The organism is Acinetobacter sp. 24-47-67 (assembly GCF_056779735.1).
The window spans coordinates 190,013-211,191 of sequence record NZ_JBWYIK010000004.1 but is presented as its reverse complement, the minus strand read 5'-3'; the positions used below and the strand labels follow the sequence as shown (position 1 = coordinate 211,191).

The window sequence follows — 21,179 nt, the reverse complement described above, 5'->3', positions numbered from 1 at the left end:
AAATAAGGAGCCATGAAGGCTCCTTATATATATTGATTCACACTATGCAGATTTTCTTGAATTAACTTTACCTTGAATGATAGCCTTCACATTTCCTTTTGCATAATTCAGAAAAACTTTTAAAGGTGAAAGTTTTGGATTAGGTTGATTACCCTCACCAATCGCTTTGAATTGTGCCGCATACCAAATAATTTCCATAATTGCCATTTTATCAATAAATGGAATCCCTGTTTTAATTGGTTTTACTGCATATCTAACATCGTGTCCTGCAATCAAACGATCAGTTAAATCCGTTTCTACAGCGAGCGGGCGTGCAATTCCAATAAAGTCACATGCACCACTTTCTAAAGCATCATTCATCCCTTTAACGGTTCTGAATCCACCTGTAACCATCAGTCTGCATTTTACTTCTTTACGTATTTTCTCTGCGAAATCTAAAAAGTAAGCCTCACGTGCAATGGTACTTGCTTTACGCTGTTCAGCTTTAGCACCTGCCATTGCGGGCGCTTCATACGTACCACCTGAAATTTCAATTAAATCGATACCTGCATCATCAATAGCTTTAAATACTTGAATCACTTCTTCTTCAGTAATTCCACCACGTTGAAAATCTGCGGAATTCAATTTCACTGAAACGATAAAATTCTCGGATGTTGCAGCTCGAACAGCTTTATAAATTTCTAATAAGAAACGCATACGATTTTCAATGCTTCCACCCCATTGATCATTACGCTTATTGGTCAGTGGCGATAGAAATTCACTTATTAAATATCCATGAGCACCGTGTAATTGAACACCTTCAAAGCCCGCTTTTTCGCAAATCGCTGCAGAGGTTGCAAACCTTTGGATTAGATCTAGGATTTCCTCATGCTCGAGAGCCCGTGGAGTAGCAAAGGTAGTAGCCAACATAGCACTAAATGGAACAGCAGACGGTGCAACAGTTTCTTTATTTAAGCCTTTAGGACACTGTCTGCCCGGATGAGACAATTGAACAAGCTGGACCATACCATAACGTTTACCTAGGTCAGCCCATGCCTTTAATTTAGGTAAATCTCGCTCATTTTCGACCACGACGACACCAGGCTCATTCTTCGCACGTAGATCAACCATCACATTTCCTGTGATTGAACACCCTAAACCTCCTCTTGCCCAAGCTTCATACAAGCCTGTGTGCAAATGATTTGGTTCACCAGCAGCATTCGCTAGAGCTTCACTCATTGCGCCTTTAATAATGCGATTTTTGAAAGTTGTATTGCGAATTTGAATCGGCTCAGCAATTTTACTCATCTTGAAGTTCTCAATTTTGTGCTTATCTAAACCTAAAACCAATTAGGCGTGACTTCCCTGAATTTCAGTCTAGAATTGACAATCCTTCTTGTCAAATAACTTTTATAAACTATTTTGTATAAGATGTTGCGTATAAGCATGAATCGGTGCACGGAATAAACGTTCTGTCTCTTGAATTTCTAAAACTTTTGCATCTTTCATCACCATAACTCGATGGCATAACGCTTTCACAATTTTCAGATCATGACTAATAAAGATGTAACTGATCCCTGTTCTCTGCTGTATATCTTGAAGTAATTTCACCAATTTTATTTGTGTATTGCGATCTAATGCAGATGTTGGCTCATCCAGAATGAGTAATTGAGGTTTCAGAATAAGTGCTCTGGCCAGCGATACTCTTTGTCGCTGTCCACCCGACATTTGATGAGGATAACGATCAAGAAATTCTTTTGTGAGATTAACCTCTTCAAGGGCTTGAATCGCGAGATTTAATTTTTCACTCTTTCTCAATTTTTTTAATCTTAACCCTTCAGTTAATAACGACAAAACATCCATTCTTGGATTGAGACTCGAAAAAGGATCTTGAAAAACGAATTGAAAATCTTTTCGATGCGCTCTTAATTGCTTGTCAGACAAGTGATTGAGATTGATACAATTTAACTCAATGGTACCTGTTGACTCTATGAGTCGTGCAAGCGCGAGTGCAGCACTGGTTTTTCCAGACCCACTTTCACCTACAATACCAAGCGACTCTCCTTGTTTAAGCTGGAAACTTAAATCTTCCACCGCTATAAATTGAGTTTTAAATACATTCAGAAAATTCAGCTTAGGTGGATACCGCACTCGAAGATGTTCAGTATTTAAAAGTTCTTTGGCCTGTTCACTGATAGGTGAAATCGAATCAAACTGCTGATTAAGGAGCAGTCGAGTCAATTCATGGCGAGGCTGCAGGAATATTTGAGAGACATCACCCTGTTCAACTGTGACACCTTTAGACAAAACCAATACCTGATCAGCATATTGTTGCACCAACCTTAAATCATGACTAACCAAAACTAAGGCCATATCTTTTTGATGCGCTTGGTCTTTAATTAAATTTAAAATTTGCTTCTGTAGTGATACATCAAGGGCTGTTGTTGGTTCATCTGCAATTAAAATTTCAGGTTCCGAAATCAGAGCTGTTGCGATCATCACCCTTTGACGCTGTCCACCAGACAACTGATGTGGATATCGCTTGAGGATGTCTGATGAATTACCCAACCCTACATCACAAAGCACTTCTTCTATTTTTTTTCGAATGTCTTTTCTCTTAAGCCCCTTCGACCATAAAGGTTCTGAAATAATTTTTTCAATTGTATGTAATGGATTAAGTGCCGTCATTGGCTCTTGAAATATCATCGCGATCTTATTGCCACGTATTAAGCGCAACTGATCTTCGTGTTTTAGACGCAGATCTTCATTTTGAAATATGATTTCACCACTTAAGTCTAGAGCGCGATCTTGAAGACCTAGAAGACTTAGACAAGCTAGAGATTTTCCTGAACCACTTTCACCAACAATCGCTACTGTCTCACCCGCATTTAGCTGAAAAGACAAATCAGTTAAGATTTTTTGTTCATTCAACTGAATATTGAGCTTGTTGACTTCAAGTATTGGTTTAGCCTCTTGGATCAAATGCATCTCGAGCTGCCTCTCCAATATAAATAAGAATAGATAACACAACTGCTAGACAAAAAAATCCAGATAAAACCAACCACGGTGCTGATAGATTATTCTTACCCTGCAGTAAAATTTCACCAATTGAAGCTGTATCAGGTGGCAAACCATAGCCCAGAAAATCCAAGGCTGTAAGTGCGGTAATATTAGCGGTAAGAATGAAAGGAAGCTGTGAGAGTGACGAACTTATAGCATTGGGTAAAATATGTTTGATAATAATTTGACTATCTGTAGCACCGAGTGATCGAGCAGCTCGCACATAGTCCAAATTTCTGGCTTTCAGAAACTCTGCACGAACAAGACCAACTAACGCAGTCCAACCAAACATCAGCATAATTAAAAACAGCCAATATACGCTTGGTGTAAACATGCTCACTAAGATCATCACAATAAATAACATTGGTAGACCACCCCACACCTCTAACAGTCTTTGACCGATCAGATCCAACCAACCGCCAAAGTAGCCTTGGATAGCACCAATGGTAATTCCTATGAATGCAGATCCAATAGTAAGTGCAATGCCGAACAGCAAAGAGATACGAATACCATATATTAATCTTGCCAAGACATCACGACCTTGATCATCTGTGCCTAACCAATTCACGGAGGTCGGTGGAGATGGTAAAGCTTCTGCCAATTCATAATTAGGTGTTTGATATGAAAATGGGATGATAGGCCAAATCTGCCATCCTTGCTCATTAATCAATTCTTGAACAGCTGGATCTTTATAATCACCCTCAGTCTCAAAGACACCACCGAATGTTGTTTCAGGATAAGGCTTAAAAATTGGGAAATAAATTTCTTCTTTATAATAAATAAGTATTGGTTTTTCGTTGGCAATAAACTCTGCCCCCAAGGATAAAATAAAGATCGCGATAAATAAAATGAAGCTGAAGTATCCGAGTCGATGTGACTTAAATTTTGAAACTCGTTGATCGAAAAGTGGAGACATTTTTATGCTCCTCGACGATCAAAATTGATTCTTGGATCAATCAATTGATATAGAACATCACTGAGTAATCTCAAAATTAGACCGACCAATGTAAAGATAAACAATGTTCCAAAAATCACGGGATAATCACGCTGCTGAATTGCCTCAAATCCAAGCAAACCCAAACCATCAAGATTAAATATAATTTCTACAAATAGATTGCCAACAAAAAAAATTCCGATCAGTGCTTCAGGTAATCCTGCTATAACGATCAACATCGCGTTACGGAAAACATGATTGTATAAAACGCGTTGCTCGGTCAAACCTTTAGCACGAGCTGCCGTCACATATTGTTTATTTAATTCTTCCATAAAAGAGTATTTTGTTAGATATGTAAGGGTCGCAAATCCACCTAATATAATAGTAAGGACAGGCAATGTAAGATGCCAAAAATAATCTTTAACTTTATCAATGAAACTGAGTTCAGCAAAATTCTCAGAGACCAATCCTTGTAATGGGAACCATTGTAAATAGGATCCCCCCGAAAAAATCATAATAAGTAGAATACCAAATACAAAAGTTGGCACTGCATAACCAACCGCCAATATTAAGGAGGTCGTTTGATCAAACAGACCGCCATGTTTATTCGCTTTTCTAATCCCTAGAGGAATGGCGATACTGTAGATCAGTAAGGTACTCCATAATCCAAGGGAGATCGTGACTGGCATTTTTTCCAAAATTAATGTTGCTACTGATTTATTTTTAAAAAAGCTCGTTCCAAAATCGAGTTGAAAATATCCTTTTAGCATTAGAAAAAAGCGCTCATGCACAGGGCGGTCAAATCCATATTGCGCTTTGATCTGCTCGACCATTTCAGGACTGAGTCCTCGTGTACCCTGATAATAACTCTGGACTTCATTGATATGAGATGTCGAACCAGACACAACACCAATGCCTTGAAATTGTTCAGCTCTCTGTATTGCCTGTTCTACAGGTCCACCAGGAGCAATTTGAACGACGGCGAAATTGATCAGCATTATCAAAAATAAGGTGGGAATGATCAGCAAAAGTCGTTTAAGTATATAAAGACCCATAAATTTAACCTTTAACGTGAGCCTTTACTTCGACCAAGATAAGCAGACACTTTGCGAGCTTGCTGTTGATCTACCCACCAATAATCTTCACCAACAGCGAGTTTGGGTTTAATCTGTGGTTGTTTATACATATTCCAATACGCATACCATTCACGATCATTTCCGTAAGTAAGTATCTGATAATATCCTGCACGTAATAAACGATCCAAGATACGTGTATTTAATATTAATTTTTCTCGATCGGGTGCATGAATAATACGTTGTATAATTTCATCTATAACGCTATTTTTCACACCAGAAAAATTATAATTTCCCTCTTCATCTGCAGCATGACTGCTCCAAAATTGCGCTTGCTCATTCCCAGGATTTAGTGATTGAGGCATCACCATCGTGGTTAAATCAAAATCATATTGACGCATCCGCTGTAAATATTGAGGCATATCGACTTGCCGAATCGAAACTTGAATACCCAGTTTTTTTAAATTTCGAATATAAGGCATGAGCGTCCGTTGTAAGCCCTCTTGATGAAGAAGCAATTCTAATTGAATTGGTTTTCCATCACGCGCATGCAAACTACCATTTTTAAATGAATACCCCTGCTCAATTAAAATTTTCCGAGCAGTGAGTAAGCCTTTACGATTGTAACCTGTACCATCAGTGACGGGATATTTCCACGCTTTTAATACCCCTTCTCGTTGTAAAGGATGTAACCGAGATAAATAAGGTTTTAATATTGTTAATTCTTTTGGACTTGGTACTGACTTTGCTTCGAGCTCACTAAACTGAAAATGACTTTGTAAACGTTGATATTGTTGATAAAACAATGCTTTATTTTGCCATTCAAAGTCATAAGCATAGGTCATTGCTTGTCTAAAATAGATATCGTTTAGCGGTTTTTTTCGTGTGTTAAAAACGATACTTTGTGTCGGAGCAGGGTTTTGTAAAGCTACACTATATTTTTTAACCAATCCTGAGTTAAATGCTGGAAAGTTGTATTCCGTCTTCCATTTACGAGCAAATTTCTCTTGATGAAATGTATATTGTCCAGCTTTAAATCCTTCAAATGCAATGTCCGAACTACGGTAATAAACATATTTAATTTGATCAAAATTATAACGACCGCGATTTACAAGTAAATCCTTAGCCCAATAATGGGGATTACGCTGATAGGTAATACTACGACCAGCATCAAGATTTTTAATTGTATATGGCCCTGATCCTAAAATGGGTTTGAGTGTTGCTCGACTAAAATCTTTAGATTGCCAATCTTTTTTAGAAAAAATTGGCATCTGTGAAAGTATTGCTGGCATTTCAGTATTTCTTTCTGATTTAAATACCATTTTTACGGCATGTTTAGACAGAACCTGAATTTTATCTAAATCAGACAAATACATCTGTAAACCGGGATTGGTTTTAGTTAAATACATTTCAAACGTGAATTTAACATCCTCAGCCAGTACAGGAGATCCATCACTAAATCGAGCACGTGGATTTAAATGAAAAATCACAAATTGTGTTCGGGTTGGATCAAACTGAATTTTCTCAGCCAAAAGTGGATAAAACACATTTGGTTCATCTAATGACTTGGAAAATAGCGTATCGAACAAGTAATTTGTACCTTCAACCCAACTTCCTTGCCCATTCATACCGTTTAGATTATCAAATGTCCCATCAGCCGCTTTCACCAACTTTCCACCCTTTGGTGCGTCTGGGTTGGCATATGGCATCGCATCTAAATTCAGATATTTCGGTTTTGACTGTAAAGCAATATAAGGCGTCGTTTGAAGATTTGCCCATGCACTGATATGAATGGGCAAGAAGAGGAAAATAAACTTTGCTTTTGACAAAGTTGATGAAATGCACATCTCGATATGAAATTCCTGATTGCTTAAGCAGACTTAAGAATGTGGAACTTTAATCGTAGCACCAATCTGTAAAGGTGTGTTTGGTTTCAAACCATTCATTTCTGCAAGCTGATCAATGTCTATACCAAATCGATTCGCAATTCTGTACAGGGAATCACCACTACGGACTTTATAATCTGTGACCACTTTAGGAACTTGAATAATTTGGCCTCTTTGCAATCCAGCACGTAGGTTTAACTTATTGAGATCTGCAAGTTCTTTTGCAGTCATGTCAAATCGTGTAGCAATAACATGAAGAGACTCGCCTGATTTGACAGCATAATCCTCTGTATCACGCGATTTTGATTGACGGACTGGTGTTTTTTCTGTACTTGCAGCCGTCTTTTCAACATCGCCACTTACTTTTAATTTTTGACCAATTTGAAGGACTGATCTCGCATTTAGATCATTCTGCGTAAGTAATGATTGAAGCGGCATATCATATTGTCGCGCAATACTTGCTAAGGTCTCTCCACTCTTCACAGTGTGAAACTCCACTTTCTCAGCAACCGAATTATTTCGTGTCGAACTCTGCTTAGTGGAAGCTTTATTTTCATCTTCTTTCAAATTCAGCTTTTGCCCAACTTGTAAACCAGCATTCGTTCGCAAGCCATTCATTTCTGCTAACCGTGCAACAGAAAGATTATATTTGCTTGCAATGGCATTCAGGCTATCGCCTGATTGAACAACATATTGCTCTGGTACTTTAGATCCCGCTGGTACTTTAATGGTTTGACCAACCATCAATCCTTTTTCAATATCCAAATTATTCAGTGTCGCCAACTCAACAACGGTTAACTTATGCGCATTTGCAATGTTGTACAACGTATCTCCTCGTTGTACGCGGTAAGTTTCAGTCTGAATTTCAGGTACAGTTTTAGCATTACTCGCGCGAGTTGTTGATGAAGCTGTAGCAGATTGCACTTCTTCTAAAGGAACATTAATTTTTTGACCCGCGTACAGGCTACTATCAGCTTTCAGTCCTGAGCTTAATGACGCTAACTCTTGAGTCGAAAGTCCATATCGATCAGCGATTAACTTTAAGTATTCGCCACGTTTAACCGTATAAGATTTCGTTTGAACCTTTGTTACAGCTTGTTCTGTTTTGCTTGATTTAGATGCTTGAGACTGGATTAGATTTAACTTCTGCCCAACCAGTAAATTACTATTGATAGTTAGACCATTCAATTCAGCCAATTGTTGGACGCTCAAATCAAACTGGTTTGCAACACTAGTCAGACTATCATTTGCTTTTACAATATAACTTGCTGGCTTTATATCCGTTTTCTGAGCAGATGTCACTGGCTTAGCATCGTAGAGATATAGGGTCGCACCTACATATAAGGTTGCATTTGGATCTACTTGGTTCCATTTTGCAATATCTCTCCAACTTACGCCGTTTTTCATTGCAATAATTGCTAGCGTGTCACCAGGGAGTACCGTATACGTACTACGCTTACCCTTAGGTGGTTCTACAACCACTTCACTTTCAGTTTTCTTAAATGCCTTACCTTGATTAAGCTGGGCTTCCTCAGAAGTAGGCAATGTACTTTCTGCCACAGATTTAGGATAAGCAAAGCCAACTTTAACTTCTGAACCTTGTCCTGCTGCCACAGATTGACTTGTTTGAATCGCAGTTAATTTAATCTTGCCATCCAACGGATCGACAATCTCAGTACCTTGAGGTGCAATGGCACTAATCTCTCTAACGACTTCCGCTTTTTCTGCTTCAGTGGCCTGTGGTTCAATGACCGAGGCAATAATTTGATCAGAACTCGTAGTTGTTGTGGTTTTTTCAGGTGCAATTGAAGCTAAGATTTTGGCTTTTTCTTCAGCAGTGATTTCTGGTTCTACACGTACAGGTTTAACATTTTGCGCCGGTGTAACAGCAACAGGTATACGAGGTGCGCTTGGCACCACTGCCGAAGCGGCAAAAGCTGCCAATGCATCAGAACCAGAAGGAGTCCTACCCTTCGATGTTGAAATTGTTGTAGATACTGAAGATGTTTGAGTATTATTAACTGGTTTCGCTGTTTGAGTTGCCATTACGGAAGCATTTGAAGCTTTTGGTGTATTTACTGTCGTTGTAATTGTGGTTGCTGGCGTAGATGTAGAAACAGGGCTTGAAGCGCTCGCCCATAGACCTGTACTGCTTGGTTTAAGTGCTTTCAGTTTACGATCAATATTTGGATTTAAATCTGCTGGAATTAAAATTCGCTGTGGACTTTGAGGATCAATGATATCACCACGATGCCCTGGATTCAGTTGATAAAGTTCTGCACGACTTAAGCCTGTCAGAGAAGCAATTTCGTTTAAACTCGCACCTGCTGGAACTGGAACTTCTCTAAAGTGAGGACGATTCGCAATTGGTGGTAATCTTACGCCATACTTTTCAGGGGATTTGATAATCTGTGCAACCGCAAGGAAACGAGGTACATAGTTCATTGTTTCTTGAGGTAAACGTAATGACCAATAATCTGTAGGCAAGCCAGCAGCCTTATTACGGTTAATCGCTTGTTGAATACGTCCAGGACCAGCGTTATAAGCCGCTAAAGCTAATTCCCATGAACCGAATTGGTTATATAAACTTCCTAAAAACTCGTAGGCTGCACGTGTAGACTCAACTACATCACGGCGTCCATCATACAAATTGGTCTGTCTTAATCCATAAATACGACCTGTACTTGGGATAAATTGCCACATCCCTGCAGCTGCCGCTGAACTCGTTGCAGCAGGATCATAGGAACTCTCAATAACGGGAAGTAAAGCAAGTTCAGTAGGTAATCCACGGCGCTCTGCTTCCTTTACAGTATGATAAAGATAACGAGAAGCTCGAGCGGATAAACGATCCAGATAAGGCTGACGCGTAATAAACCAACTTCTTTGAGCATCAATCCGTGGATCCCACTTTGTTTCATCCATTTTAAAACCAACGGTCATACGTTTCCAAACATCGCCGTGTTTTAAAATAAGTAAACGATCACCTTCAACTGCACGCATATCAGTTGCAGATAAAAGATCTTCAAGTGAATCTAAGCTACTGGCATCTAACATGCCGAGTTGATTCGACTTTTGCGTCTTTGCAGAAGTGGGACTCGCTGTACAGCCAGTCATTACGCCTAATCCGGTTACTGCGGAAGTAATTACTGAAATTTTAAATAAAAAAGTTGCAGATGGCTGCCACACTGCGGTGGTTGTTTTAGACATACAAATTCCGAAAGACGCATAGTAAATTTATTGTATATAAGCCATTTTAGAGGAGCTCGTTGTTCAGGCAAGTCTCTTCTTGATGAGTAATTGCTTATAAATGTTACAAGACATTAAAAAATATCCAGTTATCGCACTGATGTTTCGCATTTACGTATACAATAAAATTTCCGAACTTGATGTTCAACACTTTATTCGATTGATTGGTTCAAACTATGTCTGAAATAACACTTTATGTTGATGGCGCATGTCGTGGTAATCCTGGGCTAGGTGGCTGGGGTGCTTACATCATCACTAAGGATACAGAACATAAAATATGTGGTGGTGAACCAGACACGACCAATAATCGTATGGAGTTAACCGCTGCAATCGAAGGAATCAAATTTTGTCCTGTTGATGCAAAGCTGATCATTTGGACAGACTCAAACTATGTAAAACGCGGTATTACTGAATGGATCAGTGGTTGGAAAAAGAAAAATTGGAAAGACGTAAAAAATCCTGATTTATGGCAAACTTTGGATCAAGTTTGTCAAGGTCGAGACATTGAATGGAACTGGATTAAAGGTCATGCAGGACATCCAGGCAATGAAATGGCAGATCAGTTAGCTAATCAAGGCGCTGACCAAACGACTGAACAATTTAAAAATTCCCTGCAAGCGAATGATAAAAAAAAACAGCCTGAAGATTGGTTGCTCAATGATCCGTTTGGTTTAGATCTCAATGATCAAGATGAAGAAGTTGAAATTGATTTAGCAGAAAATGATGATCAAGCTGAATACCGCACGGACGAAGTCACCTCAAACTCCTCAGATATTATTAAGGATATTATTAAGACAGTTGATGCACAGGACTTAAATTCTGAATCTGTAGATCAAAGCGTTCCTCAGTTAGCTGAAAAATCGCATCCACATATTGTGGTCACACCTGCTCGTTTAAATTTACAGGGACCACGCCAACTGATTTTAGATACGGAAACTACAGGTTTTTATTATCAAGATACAGACCGTATTATCGAGGTGGGTGCGATTGAAATGATCAATCGTAAACTGACAGGAAGTTCGATTCACATTTATATCAATCCCAAAAAACCAGTCGGTGAATCTGAAGCAATTCACGGTATTTCTGATGATTTTTTGAAAGATAAACCTATATTTGAAGAAATCGCTGCTGAACTGTATAAGTACTTAAAAGGTGCAGAAATTATCGCACACAACGCAACTTTCGATATGAACTTCTTAGATATGGAGTTCAAACGTGCTGGCTTTGGTACGCTTTCAGAAGTCTGCGCAGTGACCGATACACTTGCAATGGCAAAAGCGAAACATCCAGGTCAAAAGAACTCATTGGATGCATTAGTGAAACGCTACGAAGTTCCACAGCGTGATCGTACCTTCCACGGCGCCTTACTGGATGCAGAAATTCTGTCAGATGTTTATTTAGCCATGACAGGTGGTCAAGTTTCATTTGATATCGATGCACTCTCAGCACATGATCATCATTCTGAAACTGGGCAAAATCAGTACCAAAAAATTGAGGTAGATTTACCAATCATTTATGCTTCTGATGAGGAATTAGCAGCACACCAAAAATGGATCGAAGATTACCAAGAAAAAAATGGTGAGCCGTGTTTATTTGCTAAATAATCTTCCATCTGCTTGATTCATTTTGTAAAGTACGATCAGTTCGGCTATATTCATTTAGAGCAAAAATTCCCCTTATCTGGGCTCTGAGCAAAATTAACGGCCAACATAGGTTTCGATCGATGTCTTATCAAAGTTCAATTTATTTTGACCCTACAGCATTACTTATTGTTAAAAAAGAAATTGATCAAATCATCGATCAGGTCGAAAATACAGTATCAGAGCTTATTGAGGATCAAACACTTCCTTTTGGGATAGATGACGCATTCATTCGACTTGAACAATCCAATCAAGTTTTTGCCATGATCGAGCTTCCTCATCTCGCACAACTTGCACACTACTGTGCGCAAGTCATGTCAAAGATGATGCAAAATCCAACTGCAAAAAACCTGAAATACACTGCTGCATTAAGTGATGGTACAACGATGCTAAAGCGATATATTGAATTTATTTGCTTACGTGAAGTCGATGTCCCCCAATTTCTCTTAGACACACTTAACCATCTTGAGCGAGTATTGAACATCCCTTGCACAGCTTTGGGTAATGGAATTCAGACCACTCAGAAACAATTAACTTTAACACCGCAAGCTTCATCGAATCAGATTAATTCATCTGATTATTGGAATACACTATATAAAGATTGTTTAATAAAATTAGTGACGCAAAATGAAACTGAAGACGATTTTGATCGTTTTAAACTCATTGTAGATCATATAGCACTGCTCTCTCTTGAAACACCGAGTCAACAATATTGGCTTCTGATGCAAATCGCATTTAATCAACTTGACCAACTCATTCTCAGTGATGCACGCCTAAAATGGTTGGCTAAAGTTGGCAGTCAGATCCGAGAGTTTTTAAATGCACCCCAGCATTTTCAGGTCGATGAAACTGACTTTGCTAATGCTTTAGCGATTTGTATTAGCCAAGAAAACTACGATTCACAAATGCTTCGTGAGTATTTTCAAATCTCGGACAACATTTTGACTGATGTTCAACTACAAATTTTTAGTCGCCATCTGTTTGGACCTGATCAAAGAACAATCGATACCGTTGCTCACTTGATTACAGAAGAATTGAATCAATTAAGGTTAGATATTGAAAGTCACTATCAAAGTTTTACTGACGATCAAATTTTAGATATTCGCTTAAAGCTGTATCGTATGGCAAATATCTTTTTAGTCATGAATCTTAATGAAGCTTATGCAGAGATGAAACTGCAAGCAGATCATTTTCATCAAACCTATATTCAACAAAATGCCGATTTTGCTCAACGATTAATGAACAGCATGCTATCGGCTATGAACTCTATCGGGATTTTGAAGCGAAATTTCGCACCAACTCGCATTCAACTTGATGTGAATAATATGAATATATCACTGGATCGGCTAGATGATGCACATGAAACGCTGCAAAAAGAAGCTCGAATTCTCTTGCAAGAACTAGGCGATAAACTTTTTCAAAGCAATGATGTTCAAGACACAAAGGATTTATTAAACATCACAACCAATTTAAGACAATTAAGCGGAGCTGCTCTATTTCTTGATGCTCAAATATTAAGTAATGCGCTAAAAAATAGTGTTGAGGCGGTTGAACACTATTACGATATTCAGAAATCACTCACCCCCCAACAACTTCAGCACATTCAAGATGTGCTTGCCAGTCTAGAGCTTCATCTTGATGGCTTGAAGTATGATTATCCTATTCATAAATCAGTATCTGAGACTGCACTCATCAGCAGTCAAAAAATTAAAGCGGTTGCCTAATGTCTGAACTCTCTGTTGCTTATATTTTTAAACAACATCAACTTCTCGTCGATGAAAACTTCCAATTACCACGTGTTGAACGTTTAGAGAGTGATCTGATTTTCAAATCTGGTGATCAGGTAATTGCACGAGATCTACATATTGAAGAAGCAATTCCTAAAGGTTATCAACTTGTGCCAATCCGACAGTTGATCACTCAATGGTCTAAGCAACAATTTGAACAAGCGAGTCGAGCAGTTCAATTATTAGAATGGCGTCGTAATCATAAATTTTGCAGTCATTGCGGTACAGAAACGGATGTTCACCGTTCAGAATATGCCATGATCTGCCCAGCATGTAATTATCACCAATACCCTCGTGTTCAACCTTGTGTTATCACCGTAATCACACGAGGTGACAATGAAATTTTGCTGGCGAAAAATGCAAAAAATAAATCCAATATGTATGGATTAATTGCAGGTTTTGTCGAAGTTGGTGAAACTTTAGAAGAGGCTGTGCAACGCGAAACCATGGAAGAAATTGGTCTAAACGTTAAAAATATTCAATATCTTGCCAGCCAACCTTGGCCATTCCCAAGTAATTTAATGATTGCTTTTCGAGCCGAGTATGATTCAGGTGAAATTGTGCTTCAAGAAGATGAAATTAGTGATGCCCAATTCTTTAAATTTGATGACTTACCAGAAATTCCATTTGCAGGAAGTATTGCGCATGCCATGATTCAACATGTCATTCACAATACTCCTTTCAAATCTGAATAAATCAAATCCGAATCGTTATAGATTTATTTGAAGGACTCTTCTAAAACTTTCAGGATGAGAGATCGAGTTTTGAAGAGTCGATCAAATAATGTGGCAGTTGTTGCCATGATTGATACATGTCCAGTACGAGGCACCCGAATGAGCTGGCTATGATTCTCTACAGCTAACAGTGCTTGATGCATCTCTTCAGAATTATGATCTTTTACCAACGTATCTTGATCTGCTAGAAAAATATAGTGCTGAATATTATTTTTCTCTACAAAATAGTATGGCATCACCGCTTTGAAATTTACTGCTTTATCGAATGCATGTTCAGATAAATGATCACCTAGATAGTTAAAGTGAAAGGGTCCAGCCAAACCAATCAACGCTTTAATTCGATCTCGTCCTTCAAAGTCAATGAATGAAGGATGGTAAATCAATGACATCACATTAAAAGCACCAGCAGAATGTCCGATAAGCGCTATTTGATCTGCACAAATACCATATTTATCAGCACTTTTGATTAAATATTGAATTGAATCTGCAAGGTCAGTTACGTAACGAGGAAAAATATGTTCTGGCGCCAGATGATAGTTTATTACGGCGAGGTTATATCCAGCACGTGTCAAACTTTCTCCAAGAAACTTGTAATCGTCCTTACTTCCTCTACTCCATGCACCACCATGCACGAATATAACTAAAGGTTTATTCGCTGGTGCTTGGCAAACATAAAGATCCAGTCGTTGCCGAGCTTTAAGACCATAAGCAATATTTCTTTTTACAGAATAGCCTTTATTTGAGGTCAATTGATTTAATGCCAAACCACCCAAATTATATGGGCGAAAAGCATTCAGTTTTTGATTCAACTGGGTAAGTTTTAACTGAACTGATTTCGGAAAAAATTGCGCAATCTTATTCGACATTATTGGTAACTAACACCAGCATCAGGATCAATTGCAACGGGTGTCTCAACATAAGGTTGAGTACTCACCGCTGAAGGGTTAATAAGTGATGATGATTGAACACCTGCACCTACTTGAGCAGATTCCACGTTATCAATCAAAGTAACAATTTTCGTTACATTCCCTACTCGTTGTAAAACTTCAATGAGATCTTGCTCTTCAGCTGTATTTAAGCGTCCCATCACATATAACACGCCATCTTCAGTATGAACCAAGACTTTACTGTCTGAAACAACTGGCGCACGCATAATTAAGCCACGTGTATTCGCTGTCGCAGTCGCATCTTGCATGATGGTAGAGTAACCAATTTGAGGACCAACTGTGATGTAATTATGAATAGATTTCACATCACTCATCGCTCGAACGTTATCTTCTGCTAACTGTTTCAAATGCGCATCAGGCACTTGACCTGTTAACAAGACATTACTGTGAAAGCTATTCACATTGACTCGAGATTGTTTAAAACGAGCATCCAATTTGTATAAATTGATCTTTGCTGTACGTTCAATTGAAGAGTCAATAAATACCTGACCTAAAGAACGAGCTCCACTCACCACCCCAACTGGTTCTGCGCCAGTTCCACCTGAAATAAAACTTGCACAGCCTGAAAGACTAGCAACACACGCCATCGAAATTACAATACGCTTCAACACTCAATCCGTCTCCTCGTGAAACTTGAATTTTTTCTATTGTTGGAAATGGCTTAGCTCATTCGGTTCATAGATTAATCAAGTCTGCATTTATTGTAAATGCATTTTCAATCCACTCGAGATCATAATCTATATCAGAAATTTCATGCTGTAACGGTTTTGCAATTTTTTTATGAAAATCAAAACAAAACACATCAAAACGATAATAAAACTCTGTATAGCTTGGAAATTTTTGAAGAAATGACATTGCTGTTTTCGCAATTTTAATTTGCTTGCTCGATGATATTGATTCTAGTGCTGAAGCATAGGTTGTTTTTGATCTGGCTTTGACCTCAACAAATATAAGCTCAAGATCACGTTGAGCAATCAGGTCTATCTCACCATAACGAGAATGAAAATTTCGAGCCAGCACAATATAACCCTGTGAGATCAAGACTTTTTCAGTTTGGTCTTCAGCCCATATACCTAATTGTTGAGAACTCATCCATTTAAGTCCTCTTAAATATTTTTAATCTAAACCATGTTTTCTCGAAACAAGCAGGTTTTCTTTCGATCCGATGCTCTTTAAAACTCAAATGCCCAGTCTGACCTTGAATTGATATTTGATCAGGATTCTTCGTTTTCAACATCAAATCCGCCAAACGCCAAACATCTTGACCGAAGGCATTGAGACGTTGGAATGCAGCAGTATTTTCTGTTGTTTGATTAGGTTTTTTTAAAAATTGAACCATGACTGGTACATCACAGAATTTAGTTCCCTTCGGAATATCCATATTATGATCAATAGCAAAAGCCTGAACATACAAACGTTTTGAAGGCTTATTCTTCAATGAGTTGATCCACGCCATACTGCCTAAAAGCAACACCCCTTCATTTGACTTTATATCAGGCAATTGTTGGACTAGAGAAAACTTACCATGAAAATTTTTAAACACGGCATTTACAAAGCTTAAACTCTCGGACTCAGTACCAGACTCACGCAAGATATAGAGATGTTGAACTCGATCCTTTTCAATCTGTTTAATTAAAACTTGAGCATCATCAGTTTTCGATAAACTAAACTGCCACACTTTTGCATGCTTAGAAGGAACTTCATTCAGTGCTAAAACAGGAATTTTAAGCGGTTCTTTCATTATTGCTTCGACATCCTGTCTGGTTAATGGACCAATAATAAGTTTGGTGTTTTGACTGACTTGCGTCTTTAGGATCTCTTTTAATCGTTTTTGATCCGAATTGACATATTTGATTGGCATTTCACTTTTAGACTTTTGATAAGCCTCATCAATACCATTTTTAATACTATTACTTGCTCGCGCCATAGGGCCTGAATCAGGTAAAATAACCAATACTTCCGCTTGGGCTTGGAAAATCATTCCACATAAGCCAATACCAATGAATTCTTTTTTTATTCTTAATAGATCCAACATGGAGAAACCTTATGAGTGCTCAGTTATTTGTTGTAGCGACGCCAATTGGGCACTTAGATGACATGACTTATAGAGCAATTGATGTTTTAAAGTCTGTCTCTCTTATCGCGGCAGAAGACACACGTCAGTCCGCTCTTTTAATGAAACACTATAATATCTCAACTCCGCTTACAGCGTGCCATGATCACAATGAAAGTAACAAAATTGATATAATTATCGATAAGTTAAAAAATGGTGAAAATGTTGCACTCGTCAGTGATGCAGGTACACCATTGATTAGTGATCCTGGTTTTAAATTGGTTCGTGCAGCTCAGGAGCATGGTATTCGTGTCGTTCCTGTTCCAGGTGCATGTGCAGCTATTGCAGCATTAAGCGCTGTAGGTCTACCCAGTGATCACTTTAGTTTTGAAGGATTTCTATCTTCGAAACAATCACAACGTCTTATTCAATTAAATAAACTGAAAGACAACACGCATACCATGATCATCTATGAGGCACCACATCGAATCCTAGACTCTGTAACGGATATGGTCTCTGTGTTCGGGGCTGACCGTGAAGTCGGGTTTGCACGTGAAATTACCAAAACCTTCGAAACAATCAAAAAAATGACCCTTGGAGATTTACAATCATTTATTGCAAATGATCATCACCAGCAAAAAGGTGAAATTGTACTGGTCATTGCTGGAGCAGCCACTGAAAAAGACATGCAGCAAGAAGAATTAGATAAATTACTCAATCGCTTATTGCAAGATTTATCTGTAAAAGCAGCATCTCAACTTGCAGCTGATCTCACCGGAATCAAAAAGAAAGTCGCATATCAACGCGCGCTAGAGCTCAGTGGTGCGAATGATTAAGCAAAATAAAAAAAGCACCATATTGATGGTGCTTTTTTTATTAATCTTTTATTGATTCATCAGGTGGAACTTCAGTAATACGACCACCACGTGCTAGAAAAGCAGCAACTTCATCTTCCAGTGCCTGACGTTGTTTGAGTTTAGCTGTCACTGTTAATGTTTCAGCTTCCGCGACATCGGCATCAGATACAGTAACGTCACTTACGGCCGCACCTTTTTCTGCTGCTTGTGATTCATTTTCGTCTACAACACTGTCTTCGTTGTCATCAAAATCATTTGCGTCTGTCATTTCAAACTCCCCATCAATGTTTTCACGCACCTGATTGGAACGTGCTTTGATTTTTAGAGAAATGTATCAAGCTCTTTATCGTTCGCATAGTATCTAAAGCACCTCATTTGTATATTTTTTAATCATATTGGTAAAAAAATATATACTGATGATTCTTTTTAGATCAGATTTCAATTCACTTGATATCTTGTATTACTGAGCTGACTCAAACCATTCGCTTGCGACATAAACGCCGATTTTAACGCACTGATATTTTCAACTTGTTTCAAACCAAAGTTTCTCGCCCAAACAATAGGAAAAACAGGAGCAGATTCCATCCACCCAATCATAGACATACTATGCATCATGGCATCGTTTTGAAATTTACGGCGATGCTCATATTTCAATAAAGTTTGCTCATGAGCCCAAACGCCACGTGCGTAGTCCGAAAGTAGCGCATCGCATAGAATTGCTGCATCAAGGCAACCAATATTCACCCCCTGACCTGCAAGTGGATGAATAACATGGGCTGCATCACCAATTAGCGCTAAGCCATTTTTAATATATCGTTGAGCAGCTCGTGCTTTCAGTGGGAATTTTGCTCGAGGCGTTGCGGCTAATACTTTGCCCAACATATGATGACTCTCTCGTGTCAGTAATTGTACAAAATCTTCATCTGAGAGTGACGCAAATTCGTCTGCATAATCATCTGGTAAAGTCCATACAATGGATTGCCAATGACCATATTCTTGATCTTCTAAACTTGCCATTGGGAGAAAAGCCAGTGGCCCTGTTTCTAAGAAGATTTGTCTCGCAACATGTTGATGCGCTTGTTCCGTCTTGATCGCACAGCTAATACCAGCCTGATGATAATCCAAAACATCCAAATCAATCATGGCTTGTTCACGTACGAATGAGTTTGCACCATCCGCACCAATTAAAAGTTTCGTTTTCAATTGAGTTTGATCAGCGAGATGAAGAATCCAACAACCATTTCCTTGCTCAATATGTTTCACTTGAATCTGAGTACGGTAATCATCAATCTGGTCGATCATCATGCTCTGAATCGCAAGGTTCAAGATACTTGGTTCGACCATTGAACCTAATATTTGTGCTTGATCAGGTTTAGAATGCGCTGATGTTCCAAAATTGATTTCACCAAAGCCATTTTTGTTCCACACCTGCATTCCCGTGTAGGGTTGTTGACGAGCCAACTTATCCCATACATCAACATGCTTAAGCAAATGAATAGTGGCTTGACTCAATGCAAGTACACGAGGATTCAATGATTTTAAGGTCTTCTCGTGATCCAATATCGGTGCTGCATCAAGTACAGTCGCTTGAACTCCACCTTTAGCCAGCAATAAAGCAGCTAATCCTCCGACTAAACCACCGCCCACAATCACGACATCTAAAATAGCATCATTCATGCTTTTAACCCCATTGCATAATTGGCAACGAGTGGCTTAATACCTGGAATATTTTCAAAGCACATTAGACCTGTATTTCGCACAAATTTTAGGATTGGATTTTGATTACTAAAGCCTCGCACCACAGAATCACAAAACTTAATCACACGTTGCTGATCTTTGAGTCGAGATTTTTCATACTCTTTCAGCACAGCAGCTTCACCTAAATCGGCATTTTTGATGACTTGTTGTTTTAAATATCGGGTCAATACATATGCATCACGCATACACAAATTAAAACCCTGACCTGCGACTGGATGAATGGTATGAGCAGCATTACCCATAAGTACAACACGCCCTACTGCTTGTTTTTCAGCCAAAACTTGAGATAAAGGAAAACTAAATCTACGACCAGTTTTCTCAAATTTACCAGCTCGATCGCCATAGGTTTTTTGAAGAGCATCTAAAAAATGCTGATCATTTTCATCACCTAACCACTCTCCCTCAGTACCTTTAGGCACTGGCCACACAACAGAACGACGGTATTCACCAGGTAAAGGTAATAATGCTAAAGGACCAAGTGGGCTGAAACGTTCAAAACCGACTTGGGAGTGAGGTTTGGATGTCTGCACTGTAGTGACAATCGCCACTTGATCATAATCATGCACTGATGCACCAACACCAAGTGCTTTTCGACAGAAAGAATCACGTCCATCTGCTGCTATGACTAATTTGGATTTAAACTGCAAATGTTCATTCGCTTTTGATGCTTCGAGATAAGCTAAATGTTCATCCTGTTTAAGTGACGTCACTTGAACACCATCAATTAACTCAATGAGTGGATTTTTTTTGACTTCGGATAACAATACTCGTCCAAGCCATGCATTCTCAATCACTTGGCCAAAGCTTTCTACTTTCTCTTGAGCCGCGATTAAACGTGCCTTACCGAAGCTTCCTTCTTCTGTGATATTTACTTCTAAAATAGGCGTTGCATATTGTTGCAGTGAATCCCAAATTCCCAATTCTTGATAAATTTGCACGCTTCGACGTGACAGCGCACTATTACGGGCATCAAAACTTGAATGATATGGTGCAAGGTTAGCATCATCATAGTTAGGATAGCTGATCGCCTCTAACAATTTCACTGCAATGTTAGTTTTAGCCAGCATAAGAGCAAGGCTTAATCCGACCATTCCACCACCGACAATGATGACTTCTTGTTGCATGTTTTGATCCTTATAAAAGCAAGCAATAGCTGCATACACATAAATTTTTAATCAAATTCATCTTACAATAAAGTTTTTACTTTTTATAATGAATTAGCGTT

The 21,179-nt window shown here is 38.7% G+C and carries 17 protein-coding genes; 4 read left to right on the top strand and 13 right to left on the bottom strand.

Annotated elements, in window-relative coordinates:
- Positions 1-42: 42 nt before the first annotated feature.
- The 6 genes from AC1M9K_RS07755 to AC1M9K_RS07730 form a co-directional block, all read right to left on the bottom strand.
- A complete protein-coding gene (locus tag AC1M9K_RS07755; RefSeq protein ID WP_481588950.1) occupies positions 43-1,287 on the bottom strand; it encodes an NADH:flavin oxidoreductase/NADH oxidase family protein in 1,245 nt (414 codons plus the stop codon).
- Positions 1,288-1,389: 102 nt separating this feature from the next.
- Entirely contained in the window at positions 1,390-2,967 is a 1,578-nt protein-coding gene (locus AC1M9K_RS07750; protein ID WP_481588949.1) for a dipeptide ABC transporter ATP-binding protein, read from the bottom strand.
- Entirely contained in the window at positions 2,945-3,955 is a 1,011-nt protein-coding gene (locus AC1M9K_RS07745; protein ID WP_481588948.1) for an ABC transporter permease, read from the bottom strand. Before AC1M9K_RS07745 ends, AC1M9K_RS07750 begins: the two co-directional genes overlap by 23 nt.
- 2 nt (positions 3,956-3,957) lie before the next feature.
- Positions 3,958-5,028 (bottom strand): microcin C ABC transporter permease YejB, encoded by a 1,071-nt coding sequence (locus tag AC1M9K_RS07740; RefSeq protein WP_481588947.1) that lies wholly within the window; start codon positions 5,026-5,028, stop codon positions 3,958-3,960.
- An 11-nt stretch (positions 5,029-5,039) separates the two neighbouring features.
- Complete coding sequence (locus AC1M9K_RS07735) at positions 5,040-6,887, bottom strand: extracellular solute-binding protein (protein WP_481588968.1); 1,848 nt, start codon at positions 6,885-6,887, stop codon at positions 5,040-5,042.
- Between the two features lie 39 nt (positions 6,888-6,926).
- Positions 6,927-10,139 (bottom strand): lytic transglycosylase, encoded by a 3,213-nt coding sequence (locus tag AC1M9K_RS07730; RefSeq protein WP_481588946.1) that lies wholly within the window; start codon positions 10,137-10,139, stop codon positions 6,927-6,929.
- Between the two features lie 215 nt (positions 10,140-10,354).
- Here AC1M9K_RS07730 and dnaQ point away from each other — a divergent pair, with 215 nt between their 5' ends.
- The 3 genes from dnaQ to nudC all read left to right on the top strand — a co-directional run bounded on the left by dnaQ (position 10,355) and on the right by nudC (position 14,300).
- Entirely contained in the window at positions 10,355-11,782 is a 1,428-nt protein-coding gene (gene dnaQ, locus AC1M9K_RS07725; RefSeq protein WP_481588945.1) for a DNA polymerase III subunit epsilon, read from the top strand.
- 119 nt (positions 11,783-11,901) lie between these two features.
- Positions 11,902-13,542 carry a chemotaxis protein gene (locus tag AC1M9K_RS07720; protein ID WP_481588944.1) on the top strand — a complete coding sequence of 547 codons (1,641 nt, stop codon included), beginning with the start codon at positions 11,902-11,904 and terminating at the stop codon, positions 13,540-13,542.
- A complete protein-coding gene (gene nudC, locus AC1M9K_RS07715; RefSeq protein ID WP_092766807.1) occupies positions 13,542-14,300 on the top strand; it encodes an NAD(+) diphosphatase in 759 nt (252 codons plus the stop codon). The genes AC1M9K_RS07720 and nudC overlap by 1 nt, the downstream gene beginning before the upstream one ends.
- A 23-nt stretch (positions 14,301-14,323) precedes the next feature.
- Here the strand turns inward: nudC and AC1M9K_RS07710 are convergent, their stop codons facing one another.
- From AC1M9K_RS07710 to AC1M9K_RS07695, 4 genes are all read right to left on the bottom strand, one after another.
- Positions 14,324-15,205 carry an alpha/beta hydrolase gene (locus AC1M9K_RS07710; RefSeq protein ID WP_481588943.1) on the bottom strand — a complete coding sequence of 294 codons (882 nt, stop codon included), beginning with the start codon at positions 15,203-15,205 and terminating at the stop codon, positions 14,324-14,326.
- Positions 15,205-15,897: a BON domain-containing protein gene (locus AC1M9K_RS07705; RefSeq protein ID WP_481588942.1), complete on the bottom strand. Its 693-nt coding sequence runs from the start codon at positions 15,895-15,897 to the stop codon at positions 15,205-15,207. Before AC1M9K_RS07705 ends, AC1M9K_RS07710 begins: the two co-directional genes overlap by 1 nt.
- A 64-nt stretch (positions 15,898-15,961) precedes the next feature.
- Positions 15,962-16,378 carry a YraN family protein gene (locus AC1M9K_RS07700; protein WP_481588941.1) on the bottom strand — a complete coding sequence of 139 codons (417 nt, stop codon included), beginning with the start codon at positions 16,376-16,378 and terminating at the stop codon, positions 15,962-15,964.
- A 4-nt stretch (positions 16,379-16,382) separates the two neighbouring features.
- Entirely contained in the window at positions 16,383-17,321 is a 939-nt protein-coding gene (locus AC1M9K_RS07695) for a penicillin-binding protein activator (RefSeq protein WP_481588940.1), read from the bottom strand.
- Between the two features lie 11 nt (positions 17,322-17,332).
- Here AC1M9K_RS07695 and rsmI point away from each other — a divergent pair, with 11 nt between their 5' ends.
- On the top strand, positions 17,333-18,175 hold the full coding sequence (rsmI, locus tag AC1M9K_RS07690; RefSeq protein ID WP_481588939.1) for a 16S rRNA (cytidine(1402)-2'-O)-methyltransferase: 843 nt from the start codon (positions 17,333-17,335) through the stop codon (positions 18,173-18,175).
- Between the two features lie 40 nt (positions 18,176-18,215).
- On the opposite strand, the gene AC1M9K_RS07685 is transcribed toward rsmI, so the two are convergent.
- From AC1M9K_RS07685 to AC1M9K_RS07675, 3 genes are all read right to left on the bottom strand, one after another.
- The gene (locus AC1M9K_RS07685; protein WP_035269751.1) at positions 18,216-18,464 is read right to left on the bottom strand and encodes a hypothetical protein; all 249 of its coding nucleotides are present in this window, start codon (positions 18,462-18,464) and stop codon (positions 18,216-18,218) included.
- A gap of 170 nt (positions 18,465-18,634) precedes the next feature.
- Entirely contained in the window at positions 18,635-19,873 is a 1,239-nt protein-coding gene (locus AC1M9K_RS07680) for an FAD-dependent monooxygenase (RefSeq protein WP_481588938.1), read from the bottom strand.
- Positions 19,870-21,078, bottom strand: a complete 1,209-nt coding sequence (locus AC1M9K_RS07675) for an FAD-dependent monooxygenase (RefSeq protein ID WP_481588937.1) — start codon at positions 21,076-21,078, stop codon at positions 19,870-19,872. The genes AC1M9K_RS07680 and AC1M9K_RS07675 overlap by 4 nt, the downstream gene beginning before the upstream one ends.
- Between the last annotated feature and the right edge of the window lie 101 nt (positions 21,079-21,179).